Source organism: Caulobacter sp. LARHSG274, assembly GCF_052871235.1.
In genome coordinates, this window is record NZ_JBIXJO010000003.1 from 211,265 (window position 1) to 237,782 (window position 26,518).

The 26,518-nt window shown below is 69.5% G+C and carries 30 protein-coding genes and 1 pseudogene; 9 read left to right on the top strand and 22 right to left on the bottom strand.

The features are described 5' to 3' along the window. Positions 1-4: 4 nt before the first annotated feature. Genes ACIPQB_RS09250 through ACIPQB_RS09280 form a run of 7 tightly spaced genes read right to left on the bottom strand, consistent with a single transcriptional unit; the run spans position 5 to position 5,745 of the window. On the bottom strand, positions 5-412 hold the full coding sequence (locus ACIPQB_RS09250; RefSeq protein ID WP_446484930.1) for a c-type cytochrome: 408 nt from the start codon (positions 410-412) through the stop codon (positions 5-7). Next, complete coding sequence (locus tag ACIPQB_RS09255; protein ID WP_446484931.1) at positions 399-1,295, bottom strand: cytochrome c oxidase assembly protein; 897 nt, start codon at positions 1,293-1,295, stop codon at positions 399-401. Before ACIPQB_RS09255 ends, ACIPQB_RS09250 begins: the two co-directional genes overlap by 14 nt. Beyond that, positions 1,292-1,651, bottom strand: coding sequence for a hypothetical protein (locus tag ACIPQB_RS09260; RefSeq protein ID WP_446484932.1), 360 nt, complete (start codon positions 1,649-1,651; stop codon positions 1,292-1,294). The genes ACIPQB_RS09255 and ACIPQB_RS09260 overlap by 4 nt, the downstream gene beginning before the upstream one ends. Continuing rightward, entirely contained in the window at positions 1,648-2,253 is a 606-nt protein-coding gene (locus tag ACIPQB_RS09265) for a hypothetical protein (protein ID WP_446484933.1), read from the bottom strand. The genes ACIPQB_RS09260 and ACIPQB_RS09265 overlap by 4 nt, the downstream gene beginning before the upstream one ends. Beyond that, positions 2,250-4,178 (bottom strand): cytochrome c oxidase subunit I, encoded by a 1,929-nt coding sequence (gene ctaD, locus ACIPQB_RS09270; RefSeq protein ID WP_446484934.1) that lies wholly within the window; start codon positions 4,176-4,178, stop codon positions 2,250-2,252. Before ctaD ends, ACIPQB_RS09265 begins: the two co-directional genes overlap by 4 nt. After that, positions 4,175-5,191, bottom strand: a complete 1,017-nt coding sequence (gene coxB, locus ACIPQB_RS09275; RefSeq protein ID WP_446484935.1) for a cytochrome c oxidase subunit II — start codon at positions 5,189-5,191, stop codon at positions 4,175-4,177. Before coxB ends, ctaD begins: the two co-directional genes overlap by 4 nt. Next, positions 5,188-5,745: a c-type cytochrome gene (locus ACIPQB_RS09280; protein WP_446484936.1), complete on the bottom strand. Its 558-nt coding sequence runs from the start codon at positions 5,743-5,745 to the stop codon at positions 5,188-5,190. The genes coxB and ACIPQB_RS09280 overlap by 4 nt, the downstream gene beginning before the upstream one ends. A 193-nt stretch (positions 5,746-5,938) precedes the next feature. Between ACIPQB_RS09280 and ACIPQB_RS09285 the strand changes: the two genes are divergently transcribed. Beyond that, a complete protein-coding gene (locus tag ACIPQB_RS09285) occupies positions 5,939-7,507 on the top strand; it encodes a c-type cytochrome (RefSeq protein ID WP_446484937.1) in 1,569 nt (522 codons plus the stop codon). Positions 7,508-7,517: 10 nt separating this feature from the next. Here the strand turns inward: ACIPQB_RS09285 and ACIPQB_RS09290 are convergent, their stop codons facing one another. Both ACIPQB_RS09290 and ACIPQB_RS09295 read right to left on the bottom strand, forming a co-directional pair. Beyond that, positions 7,518-8,093, bottom strand: a complete 576-nt coding sequence (locus ACIPQB_RS09290) for a YbhB/YbcL family Raf kinase inhibitor-like protein (RefSeq protein WP_446484938.1) — start codon at positions 8,091-8,093, stop codon at positions 7,518-7,520. A gap of 98 nt (positions 8,094-8,191) precedes the next feature. Then, positions 8,192-8,458, bottom strand: a complete 267-nt coding sequence (locus ACIPQB_RS09295; protein ID WP_446484939.1) for an usg protein — start codon at positions 8,456-8,458, stop codon at positions 8,192-8,194. Between the two features lie 323 nt (positions 8,459-8,781). Here ACIPQB_RS09295 and groES point away from each other — a divergent pair, with 323 nt between their 5' ends. Next, a complete protein-coding gene (groES, locus tag ACIPQB_RS09300; protein ID WP_446484940.1) occupies positions 8,782-9,096 on the top strand; it encodes a co-chaperone GroES in 315 nt (104 codons plus the stop codon). Positions 9,097-9,148: 52 nt separating this feature from the next. Beyond that, positions 9,149-10,768, top strand: coding sequence for a chaperonin GroEL (groL, locus tag ACIPQB_RS09305; RefSeq protein WP_446484941.1), 1,620 nt, complete (start codon positions 9,149-9,151; stop codon positions 10,766-10,768). Between the two features lie 33 nt (positions 10,769-10,801). Here the strand turns inward: groL and ACIPQB_RS09310 are convergent, their stop codons facing one another. The 4 genes from ACIPQB_RS09310 to ACIPQB_RS09325 all read right to left on the bottom strand — a co-directional run bounded on the left by ACIPQB_RS09310 (position 10,802) and on the right by ACIPQB_RS09325 (position 12,136). Next, entirely contained in the window at positions 10,802-11,002 is a 201-nt protein-coding gene (locus ACIPQB_RS09310) for a hypothetical protein (protein ID WP_446484942.1), read from the bottom strand. 20 nt (positions 11,003-11,022) lie between these two features. Continuing rightward, entirely contained in the window at positions 11,023-11,394 is a 372-nt protein-coding gene (locus tag ACIPQB_RS09315) for a PRC-barrel domain-containing protein (RefSeq protein WP_446484943.1), read from the bottom strand. 1 nt (position 11,395) lies between these two features. After that, positions 11,396-11,824 carry a four-helix bundle copper-binding protein gene (locus ACIPQB_RS09320; protein ID WP_446484944.1) on the bottom strand — a complete coding sequence of 143 codons (429 nt, stop codon included), beginning with the start codon at positions 11,822-11,824 and terminating at the stop codon, positions 11,396-11,398. Between the two features lie 90 nt (positions 11,825-11,914). Next, positions 11,915-12,136 carry a hypothetical protein gene (locus tag ACIPQB_RS09325; RefSeq protein WP_446484945.1) on the bottom strand — a complete coding sequence of 74 codons (222 nt, stop codon included), beginning with the start codon at positions 12,134-12,136 and terminating at the stop codon, positions 11,915-11,917. Between the two features lie 558 nt (positions 12,137-12,694). On the opposite strand from ACIPQB_RS09325, the gene ACIPQB_RS09330 reads away from it, so the two are divergent. Genes ACIPQB_RS09330 through arfB form a run of 3 tightly spaced genes read left to right on the top strand, consistent with a single transcriptional unit; the run spans position 12,695 to position 14,411 of the window. Continuing rightward, positions 12,695-13,522: an alpha/beta hydrolase gene (locus ACIPQB_RS09330; RefSeq protein ID WP_446485110.1), complete on the top strand. Its 828-nt coding sequence runs from the start codon at positions 12,695-12,697 to the stop codon at positions 13,520-13,522. Then, entirely contained in the window at positions 13,519-13,992 is a 474-nt protein-coding gene (locus tag ACIPQB_RS09335; protein ID WP_446484946.1) for a YaiI/YqxD family protein, read from the top strand. The genes ACIPQB_RS09330 and ACIPQB_RS09335 overlap by 4 nt, the downstream gene beginning before the upstream one ends. Next, positions 13,989-14,411: an alternative ribosome rescue aminoacyl-tRNA hydrolase ArfB gene (gene arfB, locus ACIPQB_RS09340; RefSeq protein WP_446484947.1), complete on the top strand. Its 423-nt coding sequence runs from the start codon at positions 13,989-13,991 to the stop codon at positions 14,409-14,411. The genes ACIPQB_RS09335 and arfB overlap by 4 nt, the downstream gene beginning before the upstream one ends. Positions 14,412-14,424: 13 nt before the next feature. Here arfB and ACIPQB_RS09345 read toward each other — a convergent pair whose 3' ends face one another. After that, a complete protein-coding gene (locus ACIPQB_RS09345) occupies positions 14,425-14,892 on the bottom strand; it encodes a surface-adhesin E family protein (RefSeq protein WP_446484948.1) in 468 nt (155 codons plus the stop codon). Between the two features lie 64 nt (positions 14,893-14,956). Here ACIPQB_RS09345 and ACIPQB_RS09350 point away from each other — a divergent pair. After that, positions 14,957-15,037: pseudogene (locus ACIPQB_RS09350) on the top strand (alternative ribosome rescue aminoacyl-tRNA hydrolase ArfB); the annotation flags it as partial. A gap of 164 nt (positions 15,038-15,201) precedes the next feature. On the opposite strand, the gene ACIPQB_RS09355 reads toward ACIPQB_RS09350, so the two are convergent. The 3 genes from ACIPQB_RS09355 to ACIPQB_RS09365 form a co-directional block, all read right to left on the bottom strand. Continuing rightward, the gene (locus ACIPQB_RS09355) at positions 15,202-15,726 is read right to left on the bottom strand and encodes a MarR family winged helix-turn-helix transcriptional regulator (protein ID WP_446484949.1); all 525 of its coding nucleotides are present in this window, start codon (positions 15,724-15,726) and stop codon (positions 15,202-15,204) included. Positions 15,727-16,022: 296 nt separating this feature from the next. Beyond that, the gene (locus ACIPQB_RS09360; RefSeq protein WP_446484950.1) at positions 16,023-16,235 is read right to left on the bottom strand and encodes a hypothetical protein; all 213 of its coding nucleotides are present in this window, start codon (positions 16,233-16,235) and stop codon (positions 16,023-16,025) included. 30 nt (positions 16,236-16,265) lie between these two features. Beyond that, positions 16,266-16,772: a GcrA family cell cycle regulator gene (locus ACIPQB_RS09365; protein ID WP_446484951.1), complete on the bottom strand. Its 507-nt coding sequence runs from the start codon at positions 16,770-16,772 to the stop codon at positions 16,266-16,268. A 276-nt stretch (positions 16,773-17,048) separates the two neighbouring features. On the opposite strand from ACIPQB_RS09365, the gene ACIPQB_RS09370 reads away from it, so the two are divergent. Further along, on the top strand, positions 17,049-17,546 hold the full coding sequence (locus tag ACIPQB_RS09370; protein ID WP_446484952.1) for a c-type cytochrome: 498 nt from the start codon (positions 17,049-17,051) through the stop codon (positions 17,544-17,546). Positions 17,547-17,614: 68 nt separating this feature from the next. Further along, positions 17,615-17,968: a nuclear transport factor 2 family protein gene (locus tag ACIPQB_RS09375; protein WP_446484953.1), complete on the top strand. Its 354-nt coding sequence runs from the start codon at positions 17,615-17,617 to the stop codon at positions 17,966-17,968. Between the two features lie 172 nt (positions 17,969-18,140). On the opposite strand, the gene ACIPQB_RS09380 is transcribed toward ACIPQB_RS09375, so the two are convergent. The 5 genes from ACIPQB_RS09380 to ACIPQB_RS09400 form a co-directional block, all read right to left on the bottom strand. Then, positions 18,141-20,498, bottom strand: coding sequence for a transketolase (locus ACIPQB_RS09380; protein WP_446484954.1), 2,358 nt, complete (start codon positions 20,496-20,498; stop codon positions 18,141-18,143). 15 nt (positions 20,499-20,513) lie between these two features. Continuing rightward, positions 20,514-23,657, bottom strand: coding sequence for an efflux RND transporter permease subunit (locus ACIPQB_RS09385; protein WP_446484955.1), 3,144 nt, complete (start codon positions 23,655-23,657; stop codon positions 20,514-20,516). 9 nt (positions 23,658-23,666) lie between these two features. Beyond that, a complete protein-coding gene (locus ACIPQB_RS09390) occupies positions 23,667-24,794 on the bottom strand; it encodes an efflux RND transporter periplasmic adaptor subunit (RefSeq protein ID WP_446484956.1) in 1,128 nt (375 codons plus the stop codon). Positions 24,795-24,912: 118 nt separating this feature from the next. Beyond that, positions 24,913-25,602: a hypothetical protein gene (locus ACIPQB_RS09395; protein WP_446484957.1), complete on the bottom strand. Its 690-nt coding sequence runs from the start codon at positions 25,600-25,602 to the stop codon at positions 24,913-24,915. Positions 25,603-25,709: 107 nt separating this feature from the next. Then, complete coding sequence (locus ACIPQB_RS09400; RefSeq protein WP_446484958.1) at positions 25,710-26,486, bottom strand: class II aldolase/adducin family protein; 777 nt, start codon at positions 26,484-26,486, stop codon at positions 25,710-25,712. Positions 26,487-26,518 lie beyond the last annotated feature (32 nt).

Sequence of the window (26,518 nt, forward strand, 5' to 3'; positions counted from 1 at the left end):
GGGATCACCTGAGCGTATAGAGATAGGCGGCGATGTCGCGGGCGTCGGCCGGCGTGACGCCGAGCTCCGGCATCGCCGTCTGCGGGTCGATCCGTCGCGGATGGCTGACCCAGGCCTCGACGTTGCCCGGACTGTTGCTGAGCCGTCCGGCGACATAGGTGCGGCCGGCGAAACCCTTCAGCGACGGTCCCACTTGCCCGGTCGCGCCGGCGACGCCGGGGATCTGGTGGCAGGCGCCGCAACCATAGGCGGCGACCTTGCCCTGGCCCAAGGCCGGGTCGCCGAGCGTCAAGGCCGCGGCGCGGGCGGCCTGCCGTTCCCGCAACTGGACGCCGTCGGCGACCAGCATGGCGCCGGTCGCCACGACCGCCAGGCTCGCCACTCCGAGAAAGGCGCGGCTAGGCCGGACCATGGACCGCCTCCGTCGACGGACGATCGCGCAGGGCCCGGGCGATCAGGGCCAGGGCCGCGGCCACATGCACCAGGCCGCCCGGCGCCCACATCAGCAGCCCGGCCAGCTGCTGGTCCTCGACCGCCGAAAGGCCGAACGGGGCCATGCCCATTTCGGCGTAGCGCGCGTACCAGGGGCTCTGCGAGAAGGCCATCAGCGCGCCCAGCGCGCCGGACACCACCGAGGTGGCGAACAGGCACAGCACCGGTCCGCCCAGGCGCCCGGCTCTGCGTCGCGGCGAGACCATCGCCGTCCAGAACAGCAGGGCCGAGACCAGGAAAGACAGGTGCTGGGCCACGTGCCAGCCGGCGCTGGCCAGGGCCCGGTCGAACAGCATCGGCAGGTGCCACAGCCACAGCGCCGCCGCCTGCAGCGCCGTGGCGGTCCAGGGTTCGACGAGCCCGCGCCACGGCCCGCGCATCGCGAGCGCCGCCCCGCCCAGGGCCCTGCGGCCGCCGGACGGCAGCGCCCAGATCATCGTCGACAGCGGCCGCGACAGCACCAGCAGCGGCGCAGCGATCAGCATCAGCAGCTCGTGCTCGACCATGTGGGCGGTGAACGAGCGCTCGCCCAACTCGTGCAACGGCGAGACCACCGCCAGGGCCAGGCACAGCCAGCCCCAACCGAACAGCCGCGCCAGCCGATCGCGGGTCGTCCTTCCCCGATCGCGGCTTCTTTGCCGCAGCCGCGCGAACCCTATCGCGTAGAGCGCCAGCGACAGCAGCAGCGGAACGACCACCGCCGGCTCGAAGGTCCAGGTCGGCGCGTGGTGCGGCGGGCCGACGCCGTGGGCGGCGGCCGGACCGGCGAAGGCCAGGGCCAGGATGAAAGCCAGCCGCCTCATCGCCAGCACGCCGGAACGATCAGGCCGGCGGCCATCTGGGTCAGGACCGCCAGCAGGAACAGGGCCGCGGCCATCATCGACACCGCAGGCAGGAAGCGGCCGTCGGGCTCGTGGCTGGCCGCGCCGGCTCCACCGCCACGCCGCCAGGCGGTCCAGGACAGCCAGCCGCTCGCTACGACGATGGCGCAGGCCAGCAGGCCCACGCCCAGGTCCAGCCAGCCATTGGCCGTCGGACAGCGCGCGAAATTGCTGGTCGAGCCGATCTGGTGATGCAGCGCCCAGCCGGCCGCTCCGCCGAACAGTCCGGCCCAGGCGCGCCACCGTGGCGAGGTGATGGGCGGCGACGGGCGGGTCATAGCAGCCGCGGCCCCAGATAGACCAGGGGGCCGATCGGCAGCCAGGTCAGCACCACGAAGCGCCAGTACAGGCAGTTGTCGGACACCCCGGAGAAGTGGTCGCCGTCGATCGGATGGGTGAACGACACCACGGTGATGAACAGGGTGTCGCCCAGGTCGGTGACGATGTGCACGGTGTGCAGGAACATCAGCGCCCAGATGATCGAACCGTAGGGATCGGCGTCCCAGCGGGTGTTCAGCCCCCCGAACTCGAACGCCCGGACCGCCAGCAGCATCAGGCCGACGATGCTCATCATGACCAGGCCAAGGCGGGTCGGGCCGTCGCGATACGCGCGGGCCTGGGCCTTGGTCCAGATGTTGGGGATCTCGCTGAGCAGCACCAGCACCGTAAAGGTCGCGCCCCAGGTCGGGCTGGGGGGAACCTGGCCCGGCGGCCAGGGCTGGACATGGCCAACCAGGAAGAAATAGGCCCCACCGGCCAGCAGGAAGCCCGTGCCCTCGATCAGCATGAAGCCGAGCACGCCCCACCACATCAGGCTGCGCGAACCGAAGGCGTGGTCGGGCAGGTCCGACAGGTCGCCGACGAGACGATGGCCGGTCATGCGACCTCCTCCCGAGCGGCGGCGCGGGCGACCTGGCCCCGGGTCGGGCCTGACGGCCAGAACCAGCCGACCAGGGCCGCGGCCAGCGGGATCGCCCCCCAGACCACCGCCCATTCATGGAAGATCGAGCCGATGAACAGCGCCGTGGTGGCGAGGGCGGCGAGCAGCGGCCAGATCGTCGGCCCCGCTGAAGTCTGGCGGATGTCCGGCTCGGCCTCAATGATCGTCGTGCACAGGGCCTCGCGTCGGTCGACACCGACCCCGCCCATCACCGGCAGGCTCCCTTCGGCCTCCCACAGCGGTTCGCGGCCGGTGACCACCGGCGTGTAGAGGAAGTTGTAGGTGGGCGGCGGCGACGTGGTCGCCCATTCCAGCCCCGAAGCCTCCCACGGATTGTCGCCGGCGATACGGCCACGCCGGAGGCTGACGACCACATTGACCAGGAAGATCACCATGCTGACGAAGATCACCACCGCACCCAGCGACGCGATCAGGTTCCACAGGTCCCAGCCCAGCCCGGCCTTGTAGGTGTAGATCCGCCGCGGCATGCCGATCAGCCCGAGCAGATGCATCGGGAAGAAGGTGACGTTGAAGCCGACGAAGAAGGTCCAGAAGTTCCAGACCCCGAGGCGCTCGTCGAGCATCCGGCCGGTGGCCTTGGGAAACCAGAAATAGAGCGCCCCGAACAACGGGAACACCGCCCCGCCGATCAGCACATAGTGGAAGTGGGCGACCACGAAATAGGTGTCGTGGACCTGCAGGTCGAGCGGCACCGAGGCCAGCATCACTCCGGTCAGGCCGCCGAGCACGAAGATGACGATGAAGCCGATCACGAACAGCAGCGGCGTCCGGAAGCGCGGCTTGCCGTCCCAGATCGTCGCGATCCAGGCGAAGATCTGCAGTCCCGACGGGATGGCGATCATCATGCTGGCCGAGGTGTAGAAGCTGTCGCCCAGCCGCGGCAGGCCGGTGGCGAACATGTGGTGGACCCACAGGCCGAAGGCGAGAAAGCCGTTGGCCAGCAAGGCCAGAACCATGGCCGGATAGGCCAGGATCGTCCGCCGGGAGAAGGTGGTGACGATGTGCGAGACCATGCCCAGGGCCGGCAGGAAGATGATGTAGACCTCGGGGTGGCCGAAGAACCAGAACAGGTGCTGCCACAGCAGCGGGTCGCCGCCTTCGGCCGGGTTGAAGAACTGGGTTCCGATCAGCCGGTCGGAGATCAGGAAGCTGGAGGCCAGCATCACCGCCGGCATGGCGAAGATCACCATGAAGCTGGTCACCAGCATCGCCCACAGGAACAGCGGCATCCGCGACAGGGTCATGCCCGGCGGCCGCTGCTTGAGGATCATCGTCACCAGCTGCACGGCCACCGCCAGGGCCGCCACCTCGGTGAAGGTGATCATCTGGGCCCAGAAGTCAGTACGCTTGCCCGGCGAGAACTCCGGCCCGGCCAGGGGCACATAGGAGAACCAGCCGGTCTCGGGCCCGACGTTCATCAAGAAGGCGATCCAGATCATCGCCCCGCCGAACAGATAGACCCAGTAGCCGTAGGCGTTCAGGCGCGGAAAGCTGATGTTGCGCGCCCCGCACATCAGCGGGACGAGATAGACCGCCATCGCCTCCATGATCGGCACGGCGAACAGGAACATCATCGTCGTGCCGTGCATCGAGAAGATCTGGTTGTAGCGGTCGGGGCCGATCAGGCCGTTCTCCGGCCGGGACAGCTGGGCGCGCATCAGCGCCGCCAGGATCCCGCCCAGGAAGAAGAACACCATGCCGGTGATCACGTAGCGGCGGCCGATGACCTTGTGGTCGACGGCGGTCAGCACGCCCCGCAGGCCGGGCGGATGGGCCCAGGTCGCCTCCAGCCGCGTCCGCAGCGCCGCCTCCTGCTCCGGCGTGGCGAGCTCTCCGGCCGTCACTTGAGGCTGTCCAGGTAGTCGACCAGCGCGTTCAGCTCGTCGGGGGTGGTGGCGACATAGGGCATGTGGTTGCCGGGCTTGAGGCTCTGGGGATCGGCGATCCAGCCGGCCAGCGCGCCGCGGCTGTAGGGACGGGCCCCGGCGGCGAGGCTCGGTCGGCTGGCCAAGTGGGTCAGGTTCGGCCCTGTCTCGCCGAAGGCGGCCTCGCCGCCGATCTGGTGGCAGTTGGCGCAGGTCGCACCGATGAAGACGTCGCGGCCGTGAACGAGGCGCGGATCCGTGGGCGGGGGGGCCGGTTGGCGCTGATGCTCGGCCCAGGCAGCGAAGGCCTGCGGGCTCTCGACGGTGACGTCCAGGGCCATGTTGGCGTGCTGCAGGCCGCAGAACTCGGCGCATTGGCCGCGAAACTGGCCGATGCGGCGCGGCGTCAGGGTCAGGCGGTTGGTGCGGCCGGGGATCAGGTCCTGCTTGCCGCCGAGATTGGGAACCCAGAACGAGTGAATGACATCGCCGGCCTCCAGCTCGATCCGCGCCGGCCGGTCGACCGGCAGGTGCAGCTCGTTGGCGGTGACGATGCTCCGGCTGGGCGTCGGGTCTTCGTATTCGACCTTCCACCACCACTGATTGGCGGTGATCCTGATCTTCAGCGCGTCGCCGGCCTCGGCCAGGGCCAGCTGGCGGTCGACGAAGAAGCTGCCGATCGTCAGCACCAGCAGCCCGGCCACGGTCAGTCCGACCCAGCCGTTCAGGGCCCGCAGCAGCGGTTGCTCGTAGTCGCTCTTCTGGCCCTGGGCCAGCGGCGGCCCGGCCAGGCGGCGGCGCGCCTTCCAGATCGCCGCGGCCAGGAACGCCAGGACCAGCAGGTACATGATCCCGCAGATCCACAGCATCAGCGTCCAGATCGTCTCGATGCGGGCGGCCTGGTCGGCGGCGGGATCGAGCGCCGACTGGACGCCGGCGCATCCGGTCAGCAGCAGCAACAGGGCTGGCGGACCCAGGACGCGACGGCTCACCGCCTGGCCCTCCGCGCGGCGGCGACATCGACCTGGTCGGGTCCCGGCTTGGCCTGGTTGCTGGGCGGCGTCGAGCGCATGTGGTCGTCGCGCGAAGAGGTCGCCAGCTTGTCGGCCCGGCCGCTCATCGACCGCACATAGGCGGCCAGCTGCCACAGCTGCTCGTCCGGAATCCTGCCGCTGAAGGCCGGCATGCCGTTGGGGCGGCCGTCGGCGATGCTGGCGCGGATCTGCTCGATCCCCCCGCCATAGCGCCACTCGTCGTCCATCAGGGCCGGGCCGGCGTCGCCGCCGCCATGGGCGTGGCAGCCCGAGCAGTTGAACCACTCGTAATAGCGCTGGCCTTCGCTGATCTGGTAGGCCGAGCCCTCGTACATCGCGCCGCGCGGATCGACCGGCGGCGGCCGCTCGCCGCCCGCCTGCAGCGGCGTGGTCGAGACTGGAACGGCGACGCTGTCGGCGGCGGTGGGCGATCGCACCGCCCGCGTCTCCCGGTCGCAACCGGCCGCGAGCAGGCCCAAAGCCACGGCGATGAAAGCAGCCACCTTCGACACGCTGTCCCTCCGGCAGTGCAATTCTTCCGAGACCCTGAGGTTCCGCAGGCTCGGTCACGGCGAATGCGCGCCTCGATGCTGGGGAACAGGGGAGCCGGCGGAGGTGTTTCGTGGCGGAACCGGAGACGGTGCGGCGCCGTCGAGCGGCGCGGCCCGACCGGACGCCGCCCTCTCCGCGTGAGACCTCTTCGCCATGTGCCGGCTGAAGCCAAAAACCCTGGTGCTCGGCGGGCTAGCGCTGGCGGCGATCGTCATCCTGGCCAGCGCCTGCGGGCGGCGCACGCCCGACCTGGCCCCGGCGACGGCCTCGCCTGAACAGGTCGCGCGCGGCCGCTATCTGGCCGTCGCCGGCGATTGCGCCGCCTGCCACACCCGTCCCGGCGGCGCGCCCTTCGCCGGCGGCCGCGCGGTCCTGACCCCGTTCGGCGCGGTGTTCTCCACCAACCTGACGCCCGATGCGACCGGCCTGCGCGACTGGACGGCGGGCCAGTTCCATCGCGCCCTCCACCAAGGCGTCGGCGCCCGAGGCCGTCCGCTCTATCCGGCGTTTCCCTATCTCTACTACACCCGGATCAGTCGCGCCGATTCCGACGCCCTGTTCGCCTATCTGCGCACGCTGTCGGCGGCCCCCGAACCGCCGATCCGCAACCAGCTGGCCTTTCCGTTCAACATCCGGCGGCTGCTGATCGTCTGGAATCGGCTGTTCCTGCGCCCCGGCCCCTTCCGGCCCGATCCGGCCCGGTCTCCGGCCTGGAATCGCGGCGCCTATCTGGTCGAAGGTCCCGGCCATTGCGGCGCCTGCCACACGCCCATCAACCTCTTCGGCGCCCCGAAGCGGGACCGGGCCCTGCAGGGCGGAAGCACCGGCCTGTGGACCGCACCTGACCTGACCCCCAATCCCCGCACCGGGCTCGGGGCCTGGCGGACCGACGAGATCGCCGCCTTCCTGAAGACCGGCCGCTCGCCCCACGGCGCGGCGTTCGGCGACATGAGGGACGTGGTTGCCTCCTCGACCGCGAAGATGGCCGACGCCGACCTCGCGGCGATCGCGGTCTATCTCAAGACCCTGCCGCCCGCGCCGGACCGGCCCGCCACGCCCAGGGCCGCGGTCCTCGACGAGGGCCGGACGGTGTGGCTGAACACCTGCGCCGCCTGCCACGGAGCCCAGGCCCAGGGCGCGCCGGGCCTGGCGCCGGCGTTGGGAGGGTCTTCGCTGATCGACCAGGACCAGGCGACCAGCCTGCTGCATGTGGTCCTGAACGGAACCCGGTCGGCCCCGGCCGACCTGCCGATGCCGGCCTTTCGTGACCGGCTCGACGACCGTCAGATCGCCGCCCTGGTCACCTATGTCCGCCAGGTCTGGGGCGGCCGCGCCTCAGCAGTCGGGGCCGGCGAGGTCGCCCGGCTGCGTCACCGGCTCCCGCCCGGCCAGAGAGCCGAGCTTGGCCGACCAAAGCCCACGCCGGGCCTGACGTCGGAGATCGACCGCGGCGAACGGCTCTACCAGCTGTTCAACTGCGACGGCTGCCATGCCCGCGGCGGCGGCGACATTGGCCCGGCCCTGATGGACGACGCCTGGCGCTATGGCGGCGACCCGACGTCGATCCGCGCCTCGATCGCCCGGGGACGTCCCAACGGAATGCCGGCCTTCGCCGGGATCATCCCCGAGCGCCAGATCGCGCAGATCGCCGCCTATGTCGGATCGCTCTCCGCCGCGACCTCCACGCCGGCGCCGGCGAAGCCAGGCCATGGTCCAGGATGACGGAACTGCTCTACGCCCGCTCGTAGGTCGCGATCAGCATGCCCTTGGCGAGCACATGGCCCTCGATCGCGTCGAGAAACGCGCCGCGAGCCGGATGGCCGTCGAACGCCAGCGGGGCGTCGAGCGCGAACAGCTGGAAGACATAGAGGTGCGGGCCATGGCCGGTCGGCGGATCGGGCGGCAGCCAGGCGGCCTTCAGATAGGAGTTGCGACCCAGCACCTCGTCGAGGCCGGCATGGCCCGGACTGGCGAACTGGCCCTCGGGCAGGGTGTTCAGGTGCGGCGGCAGGTCCCAGGCCAGCAGGTGGACCAGGGGCCTGGGCGTCGGGGCGTCGGGATCCTCGACCAGCAGCGCCAGGGCCTGGGTGCCGGGCGGGACCTCGGCCCAGGCCAGGGGCGGCGACAGGCCTTCACCGTCGGCGGTGTGGCGCGGCGGCAGCGACCCGCCGTCCTCGAAGGCCGGGCTTCGTAGGTCGATCACGTCGGGCACATCGACGAAGCTTCGCCGCTCGCTGGCGACCTTTTCAAAGCCGGCCCGCAGCCCCCTCAGGGCCTTGCCGACGCCATGGGGAATCTTCTCCAGCATCGCTTCGCCTCTGGTCCGGTCGATCGGCCGCCAGGACCGACGTTGCTGTCTTAACGCGCGAACCGGCGATGACGATCACGCCGTGGGGCTCGTCGCCCTCAATGAAGCGAGATGACGCCGTCGACGGCCCGCCATTCGGTCGGCCCGATCAGATGTTGATGCGCCACGCTGACCGAGTGCAGCGCCGCCTCGATCTCGCGCCGCCAATGGTCGAGAAAACCGTGCAGCGCCGGGAACCGCGGCGCCAGGTCATAGTCCTGCCAGACATAGAGCTGCAGCACCGTGGGATAGTCGAGCCGGTAATAGTGGATCTCAGCGGTGGTCAGGCCGTAGCCGTCCAGCTGCATCAGGAGGTCGCGGTTCATGGGGCGGCTCCTTCAGGGCCGCGCGGCGACGCCATGACGGCGACGGATCGCGGGATCGGGGAAACAGGCGCGGGACACGACGGCCTCCTTGCTGAAAACCTCTGATGGCCAACGGCCAGAGCCGCATTCGGCTCCGGAAAATTTTCGCCGATCCGCCCTCTCGGTCAAGGGGGTCCGGCGTAGTCCTCGGCCGGGTTCCCAAACCTGCAAAATTTTTTTGCGGGCCCCTCTTGAAGCGTCCCGGGCCCTGCCTAGCTTGGCGCTGTCTGCCGGTTCTGAGGCCGGCAGCCCATCACATCAAGTTCTGCATCTGGAGGTTATGCATGCATTTCCGCCCCTTGCACGACCGTGTGGTCGTCCGCCGCATCGAGGCCGAGGAAAAGACCTCGGGCGGCATCATCATCCCCGACACCGCCAAGGAAAAACCGCAGCAGGGCGAGGTCGTCGCCGTCGGTCCCGGCGCACGCGACGACAACGGCAAGCTGGTCGAGCTGTCGCTGAAGGCCGGCGACCGGATCCTGTTCGGCAAATGGTCCGGAACCGAGGTCAAGATCGACGGCGAGGAGCTGCTGATCATGAAGGAAAGCGACGTCCTGGGCGTGATCGAGACCGATGCGGCGCTGAAGAAGGCCGCCTGATCTCCCATCCAGAATCCACCCACTGACAGCCCAACCGAGAGGAGTAGGAACCATGGCTGCCAAGGAAGTGAAGTTCTCGTCCGACGCGCGCGACCGCATGCTGCGCGGCGTCGACATCCTGGCCGACGCGGTGAAGGTCACCCTCGGCCCCAAGGGCCGCAACGTCGTCATCGACAAGAGCTTCGGCGCGCCCCGCATCACCAAGGACGGCGTCACCGTCGCCAAGGAGATCGAACTGAAGGACAAGTTCGAGAACATGGGCGCGCAGATGCTGCGCGAAGTGGCCTCCAAGACCAACGACCTGGCCGGCGACGGCACCACCACCGCCACGGTCCTGGCCCAGGCCATCGTCCGCGAGGGCTCCAAGGCCGTGGCCGCGGGCATGAACCCGATGGACCTCAAGCGCGGCATCGACGAAGCCGTCCGCGCCGTGGTCGAGGATCTGAAGGGCCACGCCCGTAAGATCAGCGCCAACACCGAGATCGCCCAGGTCGGCACCATCTCGGCGAACGGCGACCAGGAGATCGGCCGCATCCTGGCCGAGGCCATGGAGAAGGTCGGCAACGAGGGGGTGATCACCGTCGAGGAGGCCAGGAGCCTGGCCACCGAGCTGGAGGTGGTCGAGGGCATGCAGTTCGACCGCGGCTATATCAGCCCCTATTTCGTCACCAACAACGACAAGCTCCGCGTCGAACTGGACGACCCCTACATCCTGATCCACGAAAAGAAGCTGTCGAACCTGCAGGCCCTGGTGCCGCTGCTGGAGAAGGTCATCCAGGCGGGCCGGCCGCTGCTGATCATCGCCGAGGACGTCGAGGGCGAAGCCCTGGCCACCCTGGTGGTCAACAAGCTGCGCGGCGGGCTGAAGGTGGCGGCGGTCAAGGCGCCGGGCTTCGGCGATCGCCGCAAGGCCATGCTCGAGGACATCGCGGTGCTGACTGGCGGCAACGTGGTGTCCGAAGACCTCGGGACCAAGCTGGAAAACATCACCGTCGAAATGCTCGGCCGCGCCAAGAAGGTGACGATCGACAAGGACAACACCACGATCGTCGACGGGGCAGGCCAGCGCAGCGAGATCGACAGCCGCGTCGCCCAGATCCGCCGCCAGATCGAGGACACCACCTCCGACTATGATCGCGAGAAGCTGCAGGAGCGGCTGGCCAAGCTGGCCGGCGGCGTGGCCGTGGTCCGGGTCGGCGGGGCGACCGAGGTCGAGGTCAAGGAAAAGAAGGACCGGGTCGACGACGCCCTGCACGCCACCCGCGCGGCGGTCGAGGAAGGCATACTGCCGGGCGGCGGCGTGGCCCTGCTGCGCGCGCTCAAGGCGCTGGAGGCCGTCAAGCCGGTCAATGACGACCAGAAGGCCGGGGTCGACATCGTGCGCCGGGCCCTGCAGGCCCCGGCCCGGCAGATCGTCGCCAACGCCGGCGAGGACGCCTCCTACGTGGTCGGCAAGCTGCTGGAGAAGGCCGACTACGGCTGGGGCTTCAACGCCGCCACCGGCGAATATCAGGACCTCGTCCAGGCGGGGGTGATCGACCCGGCCAAGGTGGTGCGCACCGCCCTGCAGGACGCCGCCTCCGTGGCCTCCCTGCTGATCACCACCGAGGCCCTGATCGCCGAGGCCCCGAAGGACGAGAAGGCCGCGCCGGTTCCGGCGATGGACTACTAGGGCCCTAAGGCGCCGACGGGCGCCGCAGCGGGCTTACGACGGCCGGACCTCCTTCTCCAGGTCCGGCCGTTTCCGGTCATAGGCTTCGGGATTGTCGTAGAACCGTTCGGCGGCCTTTTCGGTGACCCGGTCATTGGCGCGGTTGCGGCTCTTGTACTGGATCATGCCCCAGATCAGGACCGCCAGCAGCAGCGCCCCGCCCAGCCCGAAGAACACTTCCGGGGGGAAATTCATCACGGTCTCCTTCCGCGAGATCAGAACGGCGGCGCGCCGACCCCGCCGTAATAGTTGACGACGCTGTCGCGCCAGTCGGCCCCGGCGCCCAGGTCCTCGAGATCCTCGCGGGTCAGGGCCGGCGCGGCCTCCAACTGGTCCTTGCTGAGCGGCACGACATAGCCGCCCTTGGCCGGGTCGTATTCCAGCCGGTCCCAGGGCAGCGGGTGCAGCTTGTCGCCCACGCCCAGGAAGCCGCCGAACGACAGCAGGGCGTAGAGGACCTGGCCGGAGACCTTGTCGATCGACAGGTTGTCGATGCGGCCGATCTTCTCGCCGGCCCGGTTATAGACCGGCGTGTCGGTGACCCGGTCGGCCATGATCAGGTCGTGGGGGGAAATCGAAGCGTCCATTTCAAGCTCCTCCTCGATTGCGGGCGGCGTCGGCCGCCGAGGGATAGACGTCGCGGCAGGCCTGGGCGCAGACGCGGCAGCGCTTGGCGCAGGCCAGGCAGTGGGGATGCTGGCCGGCGTGGCGTTCGCATTCGTCGGCGCACAGCTCGCAGGCCTGGGCGCAGGCGGTCAGCAGTTCCGGCAGCGCCGTGGTTCCCATCTCGGTGAAGCGGGAGGCGACGCAGCCGGTGGCGAAGCAGACGTCGGCGCAGTCCTGGTTCAGCCGGATGCAGCGGCGCAGCAGGTCGACCATCGCCTCGCCCAGGCAGGCGTCGGCGCAGGCCGCGCAGGCCTGGGCGCAGTCGAAACAAGCCTGGGCGCAGCGCTCCAGCAGATCGGCCCCGTCGTCGGGCCGGGTCGGATGGTCGGACAGGATCGCGTTCAGGCCCATCGGGGTCGCGCCTTCGCTAGACCCCTAAATAACCGACGCGATCGTGCGAGGTTCAGAGCTCGGCCGCGACTTTGTGCGCGGCGCGCCGCCTCAGGCGCCGAGCAGCGCCTCGTAGCGGGCGACGTTCTCGGTCAGCCAGCGCTCCAACCGCTCCAGCTCGCTGATGTGGGTCGGGGTCTCGTCGCGCACCTCGTCACCCTGCTTGGCCGCGACCTGCAGGTCGCCGCTGCGCAGCGCGCCCAGGCGCTCGGCCAGGGCCTCGCGCTCCTGCCGGTGGCGCTCGACGATGCGCGCGAGTTCGGCCTTGTCCATGCTCGGTCTCCACTGCGGTCGCCGGGCCTGGGCGCGACGACCTGTCCTGCAAGACCCGAGTTTACGGCCGCCCGCGCCCCGCGTCGATCAAAGCCCGAGGTCGCCCCGGGTCGCGGCCAAAAAAAAGCCCGGCGCTGAGGCCGGGCAGTCATTAGGGAGGAAACGCCCAGGAAGGGCAGGAGCGCCAGAGGCGGCTCCACGGGTTGATATCTAATGACCGCTGTGGCCGGATCAAGGCGCAAGCTGGGCCTTTTTCGCGTTCATCGCCCGGGCGGTCGACTTCGCCGCCAAAGCCGGCAAGCTTTGCCATTGTGCTCAAATCCTGGGCACGGAAGCGCGTTGGGCGGCTTCAACTCACGTCCTTTGGTCCGGATCGGAGTTCGCTCGATTCCCAGGCCGGCTTGCAGAAGGCCGACGATCATGGACATTCGCAGCCTGTCGGTGTAAGCATTCACTCACAACCTCCAGATCGAGACCGATGAACGCCCCCTGAGCAGCGTTTTCGCCGAACGGGTGTCCAGCGCCCACCGCTTCGGCCTCGATCGCGCTCGCCGCGCCGTGCGCTTTGCGATCGCCCATCGCGACCGCAAACTTCCCCGCCTCGCCCAAATTCGCGATCTAGACTATCCGGCCGCCAGCGGGCCGCGCCCGGCAAGGCTTTATGTTCCGATCGGCGCGGCCGCGACGGGCCCCGCCGTGCTGTTCTTTCATGGCGGGGGCTTTGTCATCTCCGACATCGAGACCCATGACGCCCTGTGCCAGCGCCTGGCTCAGGCCTCGGGCGTGCGCGTAATCTCGGCGGGCTATGGCCTTGCGCCGGAGCATCCCTTTCCATCGCAGATCAGCGACGCCAAATGCGCCTTCGCCTGGCTGATCCGGGAGGCGGCCAAGCTGGGAATCGACCCCGAACGCCTGGCGGTGGCCGGCGATTCGGCCGGAGCCTATCTCGCCGCCACCGTAGCCGCCGATGCCAACACCGCTCGGCCGGGCGCCGTGCGGGTCCAGGCCTTCTTCTACCCGCTGCTGCACTTGGACGACGCCCTATGGGCCAAGACGCTGCTGCGCGACGCCCGCCTGATCGGCCGTCTGGCCGTGGCCTACATCAACGCCCAGTTGGCCGGCGCGGCGGCGCCGTCGCTGCTGGACGCGGTCGGCCCGGCCACGCCGCCGACCTTTCTGGTCTGCGGCACGGGGCTGGACCCCGTCCACCCTGACGCCGTCCTCTATGCGGAACGCCTGAAGGCGGCGGGAATCCCGGCCGATCTGACCACCTATCGCAATCAGGCGCACGGCTTCGTCAACTTCACCCACGTCTCGCCGATCGCCGTCGAAGCGGTCGCGGCGCTTGGCGAACGCCTGGGGAAGGCGCTACGAGACGGGGCATGACCGCCGCCTCGCCCAAGACCGTCCTCTATATCGACGCCGACGCCTGCCCGGTGAAGGACGAGGTCTACAAGGTCGCCGCCCGCTATGGGCTGAAGACCTTCGTGGTCTCCAACAGCTGGATCCGCACGCCCCTGACCTCGGCCATCGAGCAGGTCGTGGTCGACGCCGGGCCCGACATCGCCGACGACTGGATCGCCGAGCGGGCCGGGCCGGGCGACGTGGTGATCACCAACGACATCCCGCTGGCCGATCGGGTGCTGAAGGCCGGCGGCGCGGCCCTGGGGACCACCGGCCGGCTGTTCACCGTCGACACCATCGGCTCGGCCCTCGCATCAAGGGCGATAGGGGAGCACCTGCGGTCGATGGGCGAGGTCACCAGCGGCCCCAAGGCCTTCGGCCCGGCCGACCGCAGCAAGTTCCTGCAGGCGCTGGACACCGCCGTGGTCAAGGCCCAGCGGGTCCGACGATGATCGAGATCACCGCCTGGCTGCGGATCGACGACGACGAGATCGTCGAGAAGGCGGCCCGCGCCTCGGGTCCGGGCGGCCAGCACGTCAACAAGACCTCGACGGCGATCGAACTGCGCTTCGACGTGCGCGGCTCCCCCACCCTGCCCGAGGACGTCAAGACCCGGCTGGAGGCCCTGGCCGGCAGCCGCCTGACCCAGGACGGCGTCCTGGTGCTGTTCGCCCAAGGCAGCCGCTCGCAGGAAATGAACCGCCAGGAGGCGCGCGAACGGCTGGTCGAGCTGATCAAGCGGGCGACCGAGAAGCCCAAGCCCCGCCGGCCGACCAAGCCGACCTATTCCAGCAAGCTCAAGCGGTTGGAGACGAAGGGGAAAAGGGCGGGGATCAAGTCGTTGCGCGGAAAACCTCAAGGGGATGACTAGGCGGGAACGGGCCCTAGTTCTTTTGCAGAACCGCGTACCACTCAGCTTGCGCAACATTGATGTCGGTATAGTGGCCGACCGCTTGATCCGTGGGAACGCCGTCACAGGCAATCTTGACCATCTTGTCGCCGATGGTTCCGGATACGGCGTGGCTCCAATCAGTCTTCACGTCGTTCGGCGACAGCACCTCGCCGGTCCCGCTGACCAGATCAAACCCGACGTGCTGATAGCTCCGGGTCTGACAATCGATCATCCAGCGGATGTTCTGGCGCCGTATCATCCGACCGCCATAGAACGACTGCGGGGCGTTCAGGATGGTGACCGTAGTCAGGGACTTCAGTTCACCGACTGTCTTTATGCTGTCCGCGTCCGCCAACTCCGGCCCCTTCTTGCCGCCGCCAATCACCCAAAAGTCCCCGGCCAACGCCGAGATGGGTATGGCCGCGATCATGGCTGCGACTGCGATTGAAACGACCTTCATAACCCTTGCCCCAAGCTTCTAACTACACCGTTTGCGATAGCCGCCAGGCTTTAGCAACTGGTCACCGAAGCCGAAGGTGACCAAGCCGACGTACAGCAGCAAGCTCAAGCGGCTGGAGACCAAGGGTAAGTGGGCGGGCATCAAGATTTTGCGGGACGGCTGCGGGGGAGGATTGATCCTCTATTCTTCCGCTCATCCCGGCGAATGCCGGGACCCAGGTCAGAGAGCGCGGCGGCGCCAAAATTCTGAAAGCTGAAGCTGGATCTGGGTCCCGGCATTCGCCGGGATGAGCGGTTGTTAAAGAGACCCCTACTCCCGCTCCCAAGCCGCCCCGGTCGGGGCCGAGCCGTAGGACAGCACCTCGTGTTTCCAGTCCGGTTCGGGGATCAGGCCGCCGAGCATCTTGCGCAGGTAGCCGGCGAGGTTGACCTGTTCCTCCTCGGTGAGGCCGGCGCAGACCTCGCGGTGGATCGGCTGGATGTCGGCGCCGACCCGGGCCAGGAGTTCGTGGCCGGTCGGGGTCAGGCGGACCACCACCTTGCGGCGGTCCGAGGCCTGGGTTCCGCGCTCGACCAGGCCGTCGCGGATCAGGCCGTCGATCGAGCGGGTCAGGGTGGTGCGGTCGGCGGCCGACAGCTTGGCCAGGCGGGTCATCGAGCATTCGCCGAACCGGGCCAGCGAGGCCAGGGCGATCCACTTGCCGAAGTTCAGCCCGTGCTGGGCGATGCAGTCCGCCGCCCGGGCGCGGCGATGCTGCTCGGTCTGGTACATCAGATAGCTGACATAGGTCGGCAACGGCAAACCGCGCCCCCTCCCGTGGTCATGATCTGACATGGTTCCCCCCATGCCGCCGGGCGTCTTCATGTCACAGGCTCGGCCGCCGCACAATCAGGGCGCGCGCATCGCGGCGCTTTCACGCCCGAATGCTTCATTTGAACCCGCCTCATGCCGTTCCCCTGGCGCGCGCGCAGCCTCCGGGCGCCGCGCCGGGAAGGTTAACGGCGGGCGGACGGCGTGGGTTCCGGGGCGTGAAAAACCCCGCGAACCGGGTTCGCGGGGTGTTCGGGGCGGTCGCCCGCCGTCTTCGGCTGCCAGGGAACGCCGCAGAGCGCCCCGGGGAGAGCCGGTCGTCAGTTCTGGCCGACCGCCTTGCGGGCCCGGGCCCGGCTCAGCCAATCGTCGGGATAGGTCTCGCGCACCACGATCGATTTGAACTGGCCCACGGGGATGCGGGTGTTCTCGCCCGGATTGAGGTCGCGCGACACCGAGTGGCCGGCGAACTCCTCGATGATGGTGATCACCTGGCTGCTGCCGGCGGTGTTTTCGATCAGAACCATGTTCATTGTCGTCGTCCCGGAGCTTTGGTGCAGCGATCAGGCGGAGTGCAGTTCGATCCGGGCGGAGGCCGCGGGACGGGCCCAGGCCTTCGGCTCGGAGGGCGAGGCCAGCTTGCGGAAGGCGCCGCGGGCGTGGTCTTCGCAGTAGGATCCGCGGGCGGTCTTCTCACGGCCGCAGAAGCCGAAGTCGTGCGAGCCGGGGTGGCCGATCGGCCAGCGGCAGGAATGGGTGGAGAGGCCCAGGATGCTGGCGGTCGGGGCCAGCTCGGCCAGTTCGGCCAGGCGCAGGGCCGGACGCGGCGCGGCGGTCGCCTCGCGGGCCGGACGGCTGCGGGGCATGGCCCGGCTGGCGGTGCGCACGACATGCTGCCGGGCGGGGACGTCGCGGACGGTGATGCCCAGGCGGTGCACCTTGCCGATCACCGCGCTGCGGCTGATGCCGCCCAATTGCCGCGCGACCTGGCTCGCGCTCATGCCCTCAAGCCACAGCTTACGAAGCGTGGCGGTGCGCTCTTCGTTCCAGTCCATGATCTTGTCGTCCATCCCAGCCCCGAGGCAGCCCCCTCGGTGCTCTATGGGTATGATTATGGTTAATTACGGTCAATTTGATATGTGCATATCCACGGTTTGTGATCGCGCATTTCTTGTTTGCATTCTGTGAGATATCGCTCGTTGTCGCAGGGGCGGACTCGAACTGTGGCGAGACATGGGCAGGCGAACATCGTTATATATTGGCGGTCGGGCCCATAGACGGGCAAAAAAAGGAATGCGGCGGCGCGCCGCACAGCTTGCGACATAGTGTCGTTCGAGGACCTGTTGATGCGTCTGGAACACCTCGCCGCGACGGCGGCTTTTTGCGCCCTTCTGGCCGGCTGCTCGAAGGCACCGGAGAGCTCGGCCGGCAAGGACGCGGCGACGCCGGCTCCGGCCGCGGCGCCGAGCGACGCCGAAAAGCAGGCCCTGCTCGCCGCCCTGCCTGCCCCTTACAACACCGGCGACCTGCTGAATGGCCAGAGCAAGTTCGCCCTCTGCCGCTCGTGCCACACCATCGCCGAGGGCGGACCCAACATGACCGGGCCCAACCTCTATGGCGTGTTCGGCCGCAAGGCGGGCAGCAAGCCCGACTACAAGTACTCGCCCGCGATCGTCGCGGCCGGCTTCACCTGGGACGCCGAGCACCTGGACAAGTGGCTGACCGACCCGCGCGGCTACCTGCCCGGCACCAAGATGACCTTCGCCGGCCTGCACGACCCCAAGGACCGCATCGACCTGATCGCCTATCTGAAGGTCGAGTCCGGATACAAGCCCGGGAGCTGATCGGATGACCAAGCCGCCCCTTTCGTCCGCCGCGGCCCTGGGCGCCCAGGGCGGGACGGCCTAGTCCGATGCCCGACCGCCGCGCCCTGCTGGTCGAGGTCTATGACGCCTTCAACGGGCGGGACCTCGACGGCATGGGCCGGGCCTTCCACCCTGAGGTGGAATGGCCCGACCTGCTGGAGGGCGGCGCGCTGCACGGCCGCCAGGCCGTGGTCGACTATTTCCGCCGCCAGTTCGCCCTGATGCAGCCCGAGGCCGAGATCATCGACATCACCCTGGTGGGCGAGGACCAGGCGATCGTCCACGTGCAATATGCGGTCCGCGACGTCCAGGGCGGCCTGTGGTCCGACACCCGGGCCCGCCTGCGCTTCACCTTCGAGGACGGCCTGATCCGCCGCATGGCGGTCGTGCACGGGCTGTAGAGCGCGTTGATTTTAGATCGGCGCGCTCTCCCCTTCATCCGTCTTCCCGGCGAAGGCCGGGATCCAGATTCATCTGGAGCGGCTCGTGGGTTTCATCTGGGCCCCGGCCTTCGCCGGGGAGACGGGATTTTGAGATGCGCGATTCAGCTTAAAGAAAACGGGCTGTAGCCCGCTACATCAGCAGGTCGGCGCAAGCATCGAGAATCGCTTCGGAATCCAGGCGATATTTTGCATAGAGGTCCGGCAGGTCGCCCGACTGGCCGAAGGTCTCCAGGCCCAGGGCCCGCAGCCGCTGGCCGCGCACCGAGCCCAGCCACGACAGGGTCGAGGGCGCGCCGTCGATCACCGTCACCAGGCCGGCGTCGCGCGACAGCGGGGCCAGCAGCGCCTCGATGGTCGAGGTCCGCGCCGCGCCGCCCGTCCAGCGCGCGCGGCCGGCGGCGGTCCAGTCGCGGTGCAGCAGGTCGGCCGAGGTGACGGCCAGCAGGCCCGCGCCGGGCTCGTCCTCCAGCACCGCCTCGAAGGCGGCCAGGGCCTCGGGAGCCAGCGCCCCGGCATAGGCGATGGCCAGCCGCGCGCCGGGCGCCGGCGGCCGCAGCCAGTAGGCGCCCTCGACCACGCCCCTGCGCCAGGCGTCGTCGGTTCGCTCGGGCTGGGCGATCACCCGGGTCGACAGCCGCAGATAGGTCGAGGCCCCGTCGGCGGCCTGGATCTGCTCGAAGGCCCGGGCCATCAGCACCGCCGTCTCGTCGGCGAAGGCGGGCTCGTAGGCGTCCAGCCCCGGCTGGCTCATGCCGATCAGCGGCGAGCCGATCGACTGGTGCGCGCCCCCTTCAGGGGCCAGCGTCAGCCCTGAAGGCGTCGCCACCAGCAGGAAGCGCGCGTCCTGGTAGCAGGCGTAGTTCAGGGCGTCCAAGCCGCGGGCGATGAACGGGTCGTAGAGCGTGCCGACCGGAAACAGGCGCTCGCCGAACAGCGGCGCGGTCAGGCCCAGGGCGGCCAGGGCGATGAACAGGTTGTTCTCGGCGATGCCCAGCTCGACGTGCTGGCCGGTCTCGCCCTTGGACCAGACCTGGGCCGAGGGGATGCGCCGGCGCTTGAAGACGTCGTCATGGGCCCGGCGCTGGAACACGCCCCGGCGATTGACGAAGCCGCCGAGATTGGTCGAGACCGTGACGTCGGGCGAGGTGGTCACCACCCGGCCGGCGAACTCGTCGTCGCGGCGGGCGATCTCGAACATCACCTTGCCGAACGCCGCCTGGGTCGACTGCTCGCCGCCGCCGGCCACTGCGGCCAGCAGGGCGTCGGCGGTGGGGGTGGGCACGGCCGGGGCGACATGCCGGCGCTCGACCTGGGCGGCGAACGGGGCGCGGGCGATCAGGCCCTTGAGAGCGGCGTGCTCGGCGCTGGACAGGCCGGAGAAGGCGTCCCACTCCTCGCCCTCGGCCACGCCCAGCCGGCCGCGCAGCTCGGCCACCTGGGTCTCGGTCATCAAGCCGGCGTGGTTGTCCTTGTGGCCCTGGAACGGCAGGCGCAGGCCCTTGACGGTGTAGGCGATGAACAGTCGGGGCGCGTCGTCCTGGCCGGCCCGCTCGAAGGCCTCCAGGATGGTCTCCATGCAGTGGCCGCCCAGCTCGGTCATCAGCTCGCCGAGGTCGGCGTCGTCCTTGTAGGAGGCGACCAGGGCCAAGGCTTCCGGCTGGCCGGCGAGGTCGGCGGTCAGCCGCTCGCGCCAGGCCGCCCCGCCCTGGTAGCTGAGGGCGGCGTAGAGGTCGTTGGGGGCGGTCTCGATCCAGTGGCGCAGGGCGACGCCCCCCGGCCTGGCGAAGGCCTGCCGCTGGCGGCGCGACCATTTCAGGGTCTCGACGGTCCAGCCGGCGGCCTCGAAGATCTCGCCATAGCGGGTGAACATCCGGTCCTGGGTGGTGGCGTCCAGGCTCTGGCGATTGTAGTCGACGATCCACCAGGTGTTGCGGATGTCGTGCTTGCAGGCCTCGATCAGGGCCTCGTAGATGTTGCCCTCGTCCAGCTCGGCGTCGCCCAGCAGCGAGATCATCCGCCCCATCCGCTCGGGCTTCACCGCCCCGCGCGCGGCCAGATAGTCCTGGGTCAGGGAGGCGAAGGCGGTCATGGCCACGCCCAGCCCGACCGAACCGGTCGAGAAGTCGACGTCGTCGACGTCCTTGGTCCGCGACGGATAGGACTGCGCCCCGCCCAGGGCGCGGAAGGCCTTCAGCTTGTCGAGGCTCTGGCGGCCGAACAGGTGCTGGATGGCGTGGAACACCGGGCTGGCGTGCGGCTTGACGGCGACGCGGTCCTGCGGCCGCAACGCCTTCATGTAGAGCGCGGTCATCAGGGTGGTCATCGAGGCGCAGGAGGCCTGGTGGCCGCCGACCTTCAGCCCGTCGCGGCTTTCGCGCAGGTGGTTGGCGTTGTGGATGGTCCACGAGGCCAGCCAGAGGATGCGTTCCTCGATGCGCCGCAGAAGCGCAAGCTCCTGCCGCTTCGCCGCCAATACGGCTTCAGCCATGCTTCCTCACCCGGTTCAGACGGGTGAGGCATGCCCTTCCCCGCTCTTCTCGCGGGCTTCATAGTCCTCGATCTGCCGCGCCGTCCACTCCGGAGATTTCGTGAACCGGGCGAGCAGGTTGTAGAACACCGGCACCACGAACAGCGTCAGCAGGGTGGCGAAGATCGCGCCGGTGAAGATCACCGCCCCGATGGTCTTGCGGCTGCCCGCCCCGGCCCCGGCCCACAGCATCAGCGGCAGGGCCCCCATGGCGGCCGAGATCGAGGTCATGATGATCGGCCGCAGGCGCAGGGCGGCGGCCTCGATCACCGCCTCGCGCACCTTCAGCCCCTCGTCGCGCAGCTGGTTGGCGAACTCGACGATCAGGATGCCGTTCTTGGCGGCGATGCCGACCAGGATGATCAGGCCGATCTGGCTGTAGGTGTTGATGGTCGAGCCGGCGATCAGCAGGCCGAACAGCCCGCCCAGCGCCGCCAGGGGCACGGTCAGCATGATCACCGCCGGATGGATCCAGCTCTCGAACTGGGCCGCCAGCACCAGGAACACCAGCAGCAGGGCCAGGCCAAAGGCCAGGCCGACCGCGCCGGAGGCCTCCAGATAGTCCTTGGCCTGGCCGCCCCACTTGACGCTGACGCCGGGGGTCGGGTGCTGGCCGGCCTGGTCCTGGAAGAACTTCACCGCGTCGGCCACGGTGTAGCCGGGGTTCAGCTGGGTGGTCAGGGTCACGGCCCGCAGGCGGTCGACGCGGGGCCGGTCGGGGGTGTCGCCCCGCAGCGCCGTGGTCACCACCGTCGACAGCGGGGCCAGGGCGCCCGAGGCGGTGCGCACCTGCAGGCGGTTGAGGTCCTCGACGCTGCGGCGCTGGTCCAGGCCGGTCTGCAGGATGACGTCGTATTCCTGGCCGTTCTTGATGTAGGTGGTCACCTGGCGCGAGCCGAACATGGTCTCCAGGGCCCGGCCGATCGACTGGGCCGAGACGCCCAGGCTGGCGGCCTTGTCGCGGTCGATCTGCACCGACAGGCGCGGCGCCGTCGGCTCGTAGTCCAGGCGCGGGCGCGACAGGCCCGGATTGTCCTGCGACGCCTGCAGGATCGGCTTCATCCAGTCGGCCAGCTGCACATAGTCGTTGCCGACGGCGATCAGGTCGACATTGGTGCCGCCCCCGCCGCCCCCGCCGCCGCCGCGCTGGAAGGCGCCGCGCACCGAGGCCACGGCCCGTACGCTGGTGATCTTCGACAGGCTCTTGTTGAGCTCGGCCGCCACCTGGTCGGCGCTCTTGCTGCGCTCGCCCCAGGGCTTGAGGGCGATCACGGCGTTGCCGGTGTTGAACTGGTTCTGGCCAAAGCGCGGCACGGTCAGGATGGTCCGCTCGGCCACGCCGTCGGCGCGGTACTTCTCAAGGATCTTCTCGACCCGGTCGGCGACCTTGACGGTGGCGTCGAAGCCGCTCCCCTCGGGGCCGTTGATCGACACGTCGACGCGGCCGCGGTCCTCGGCGGGCACCAGCTCCTGCGGCAGCAGGGCGAACAGCCCGCCGGCGCACAGCGCCAGGAACAGCACCGTCAGGCCGGTGACCAAAGTGGCCGAGCCCTTGCCCAGCAGGCCTTCCAGCGAGTGGCGGTAGCTGTTCTTCAGGGCGTCCATGGCCCGGTCGACCCGGCTCGACAGCCAGTTGCTGCTGGCCGGCCGCAGCAGCCTGGAGGCCATCATCGGCGACAGGCTCAGCGCCAGCAGGGCCGAGAAGCCGACGGCGGCGGCGATGGCCACGGCCAGCTCGACGAACAGGCGGCCGATATAGCCGGGCAGGAACATCAGCGGCGCGAACACCGAGATCAGCACGATGGTGGTGGCCACCACCGCGAAGAACACCTGGCGGGTGCCGCGCAGGGCCGCCACCGGCGCCGGCTCGCCCTCGTCGACCCGGCGCTGGATGTTCTCGACCACGACGATGGCGTCGTCGACCACCAGCCCGACCGCCAGCACCAGGGCCAGCAGGGTCAGCAGGTTCAGTGAAAAGCCCAGCGGGGCCAGGACGATGAAGGTCGACAGGATGCAGATCGGCGCGACGATCGACGGGATCAGGGCCGAGCGCCAGCTGCCCAGGAACAGCAGATTGACCAGGGCCACCAGGGCGATCGAGATGCCCATGGTGATCCAGACCTCGTGGATCGCCTCGGCGGTGAACACCGAGTTGTCGATGGCCACGATCATCTTGGTGCCGGCCGGCAGGGTCTGGTTGATCGTCTCGACTTCCTGGCGCACCGCGGCGGAAATGGCGACGTCATTGGCCTGGGACTGGCGGGTCAGGGCGATGCCGACCTGCGGCACGCTGTTGCCGCGGAACAGCTTGCGGCGCTCGTCCGGCCCCTCCTCCACCCGCGCCACGTCGCCCAGCCGCAGGACGAAGCCGTTGGCGTCGGCCGAGCGCAGGGGGAGCTTCAGGAAGTCCTCGGGCTTGGAATAGGCCCGGCTGACGCGGATGGTGAAGTCCTTGGCGGTGCTCTCCAGGGCCCCGGCCGGCAGCTCGACGTTCTGGGCGTTGAGGGCGGTCTCGACGTCGTCGACCGTCACCCCGCGCGCGGCCATGGCGTCGGCGTCCAGCCAGATCCGCATGGCGTAGAGCGGCGCGCCGTAGAGATTGGCCTGGGCCACGCCGGGGATCGTCGACATCCGCTCGACCAGGTAGCGGTCGGCGTAGTCGGCCAGCTCCAGGGTGCTGAGGCTGGTCGAGGTCAGGTTCAGGACGATGATCGGCGAAGAGTCGGCGTTGGCCTTGGCGATCTGCGGCGGATCGGCCTGGTCGGGCAGGTTGGCGGCCACCCGGCTGACCGCGTCGCGCACGTCGTTGGCGGCCGCATCGAGGTCGCGGTCGAGGGTGAAGGTGATGGTGATCTGCGAGCGGCCGTCGCGCGAGCTGCTGTTGACGCGGTCGATGCCCTGGATGCCGGCGACCTGGCGCTCGATGATCTGGGTGATCCGCTCCTCGATGACCTCGGCCGAGGCGCCGCGATAGGCCGTCGAGATCGACACCACGGGCGGATCGACGCTGGGCAGTTCGCGGATCGGCAGGCTCTTGAACGCAGCCAGGCCGACGACGCAGAGGATGATGGCGGCGACCGCGGCGAAGACCGGTCGGCGGACGGAAAGGTCGGAAAGCATCGGCCGGCCCTAACCCTGCCGCCCGGGAGCCTTGCGGCCGGCCTTGTCGCCGCCGGCGCCCGGCTTGCCGCCGCCGCTGACCGGCGCGCCGTCCTGCACGCGGTTGAGGCCGTCGGCGACGATCCGGTCGCCGGGCTTCAGGCCGCCGGTGATTTCGACGAAGCCGCCGGCCGTGAGGCCGGTCTGCACCGCGGTGCGGCGGGCGACCAGACCTTTCGGGCCTTTGGCGATCAGGAACACCGAGGCCTGGCTGCCCTCGAACTGGATGGCGGCCTCGGGCACCGCGGGAGCCTGGCGCTGGGCCTGGTCGATGCCGACCTTGATCAGCATGCCGGGCTTGAGGCGGCCGTCGGGATTGGGGAACTCGGCCCGGGCCTTGAGGGCGCGGGTGGCCGGGTCGATGCGGGTGTCGATCTCGGCGACGCGGCCGACGAACGTCTCGCCCGGCAAGGCGTCCGGCGCGGCGGTGATCGCCAGGCCCTGGCGCAGGATCGGCAGGTAGCGGTCGGGCACCGGAAAGTCGACGCGGATCACCGAGACGTCGTCGAGGCTGACGATGGCCGTGCCGGGGCTGATCAGGGCGCCGGGGGCGATGTCGGAAATGCCCACCCGGCCGGAGAACGGCGCGCGGATCACCCGGTCCAGCTTCTGGGCCTGGGCGGAGTTGAGAGCGGCGCGGGCGGTGTCGCGGGCGGCCAGATACTGCTCGGCGGTGGCGCGCGGCGCGATCCCCCGGTCGGCCAGGGTCTTCCAGCGGGCGTATTCGCGGTCGGCCTGGGCCAACTGGGCCTGGGCCTCAGCGATGCCGGCGTTCTCCTGGTCGGCTTTCAGCTCGACCAGCACCTGGCCCTTGGACACCGTCTCGCCGTCGCGGAAATGCACGGCGGTGATCAGCTCGGCGGTGTTGGAGGTGATGGTCACCGACTGGCGGCCCTTGGCCACGCCCAGCACCTCGATCCGGTCGGTGAAGGCCCGCGGGGCCACCACGGTCTGCGACACCGCCGTCGCCCGCCCGCCGCCGCCCGGGCCGCCCTTGCTCTCGGCCTTGCCGCCGAACGCCAGCTTCAAACCGCCGACCACCAGCATCAGCAGGACCGCGACGACGGCCGCGAAGAGGAAGAAGTGTCTGCGGATCACGAAACGCTCCGGGCGCCGGCTAAACGTCGGTCAAGCTGTCCGACCTGCGGCTGATATGACGCCTGCTAACCCGCGTCCAGTGACACACGGATGACCAGATGTTTCAGTTTTGAAACAGTCAGAACCGCCGCCAGATCGCCAGCACGGCGCCGCGGTCGGCCGGAGTCTCGCGTCCGGCCGCGGCCTGGCGCCAGCCGGCCTGCAGACTCCACGGCCCCAGGTCGCGCACGACCGAGACCTCGGTCTTCAGCCAGCGCGATCGCACCGGCCGGGAATCGGCCTGGCCGGCATAGGCCTGGGCCATGAACAGCCACGGTTTGGCGGGGCGCAGGCCGATCGTGGCGTCCAGGCGGGTCTCGTCGGCCAGGCCGCTGCGCTTGAGCCGCGCGACCTGGATCTCGCCGAACAGCGGCCGCCCCCGCCAGGCCCGCGACGACCCCGCCAGCAGCCGCGCCTCCAGGTCGGCGTCGCCGGCCCCGGGGGCGGCGTAGCCCGCATTGCGCCCGACCCCGGCCTGGGCGGCGCCCAGATAAAGGCTGACGACTGATCGTTCCGTATGCAGGACGGCGTAGCGCAGCCCCAGCTCAAGCGGTCCGCGGCCGTCATAAGCGACGAAGCGGTCGTGGCCGCGAGTCACCCCGGCCTTGGCCTGCAGGGTCAGGCGGCCGGTCAGGCCGTATTCGCCATAGAGCGACAGCGACTGGTCGCGGCGCGGATCGATGGCCACCTGCACGCCGTCCGGATCGAAGCCCTGGTCGGCCTTCTGGTCCTCGTATTTCAAGATGGCCAGGCCTTCGCCGTCCGGCATCGGCCAGGCGCCGGCCCAGGCGGGCCGAGGCGAAACCGTCGCGGCGAAAAGCAGGGTCGCCGCGACCGCGAGGATCGCGACGGCCCTGGGTTTTCGCCGTCTCGGCGTCAATCGGCGTAACCGGGGGATTCCCGGTCGAGTTTGCGCAGGCAGCCGGGCCAGGCCAGGCCGCCGATCATGCCCATGCCCATGGCGGTCTGGCTGCGCACCTCGGCCTGGGCGGCCGGCGGGGCCTCCAGCACCTGGTCGCGACCGGCGCTGAGGGCCATCACCTGCTGGGCGCAGGCCCGCTCCAGGAAGAACATCCCCAGCCAGCACTCGGCCGCGCTCGCCCCGGCCGACAGGGTGCCGTGGTTGCGCAGCATCATCAGCTTTTTCTCGCCGAGGTCGGCCACCAGCCGGTCTCTTTCGTCAAGGTTGAGCGCAATGCCTTCATAGTCGTGATAGGCGAGCTGTGGCAAGACAATTAACGCGTGCTGCGACAGCGGCAGCAGGCCTTCGCGATTGGCCGACACCGCCACGCCCGCATCGGTGTGCAGGTGCATGACGAAATGGGCGTCCTCACGGGCGGCGTGGACCGCCGAATGGATCGTGAAGCCGGCCGGATTGATGAAGTACGGCCCCGGGTCGATCATATTGCCGTCCAGATCGACCTTGACCAGGCTGGAGGCGGTGATCTCGCCGAAGAACAGGCCGTAGGGATTGATCAGGAAATGGTGCTCGGGCCCGGGAATGCGGGCCGAAATGTGGGTGAAGATCATGTCGTCCCAGCCGTGCACGGCGACCAGGCGATAGAGCGCGGCCAGATCGACGCGGGCCTTCCACTCGGCCTCGCTGACCTTGCCCTTGAGCGACGTGGCGATGGTTGTCGAGCCGTCGGCCATCGGCGGATCCTCCCTAGGTTATCATTGTTCCG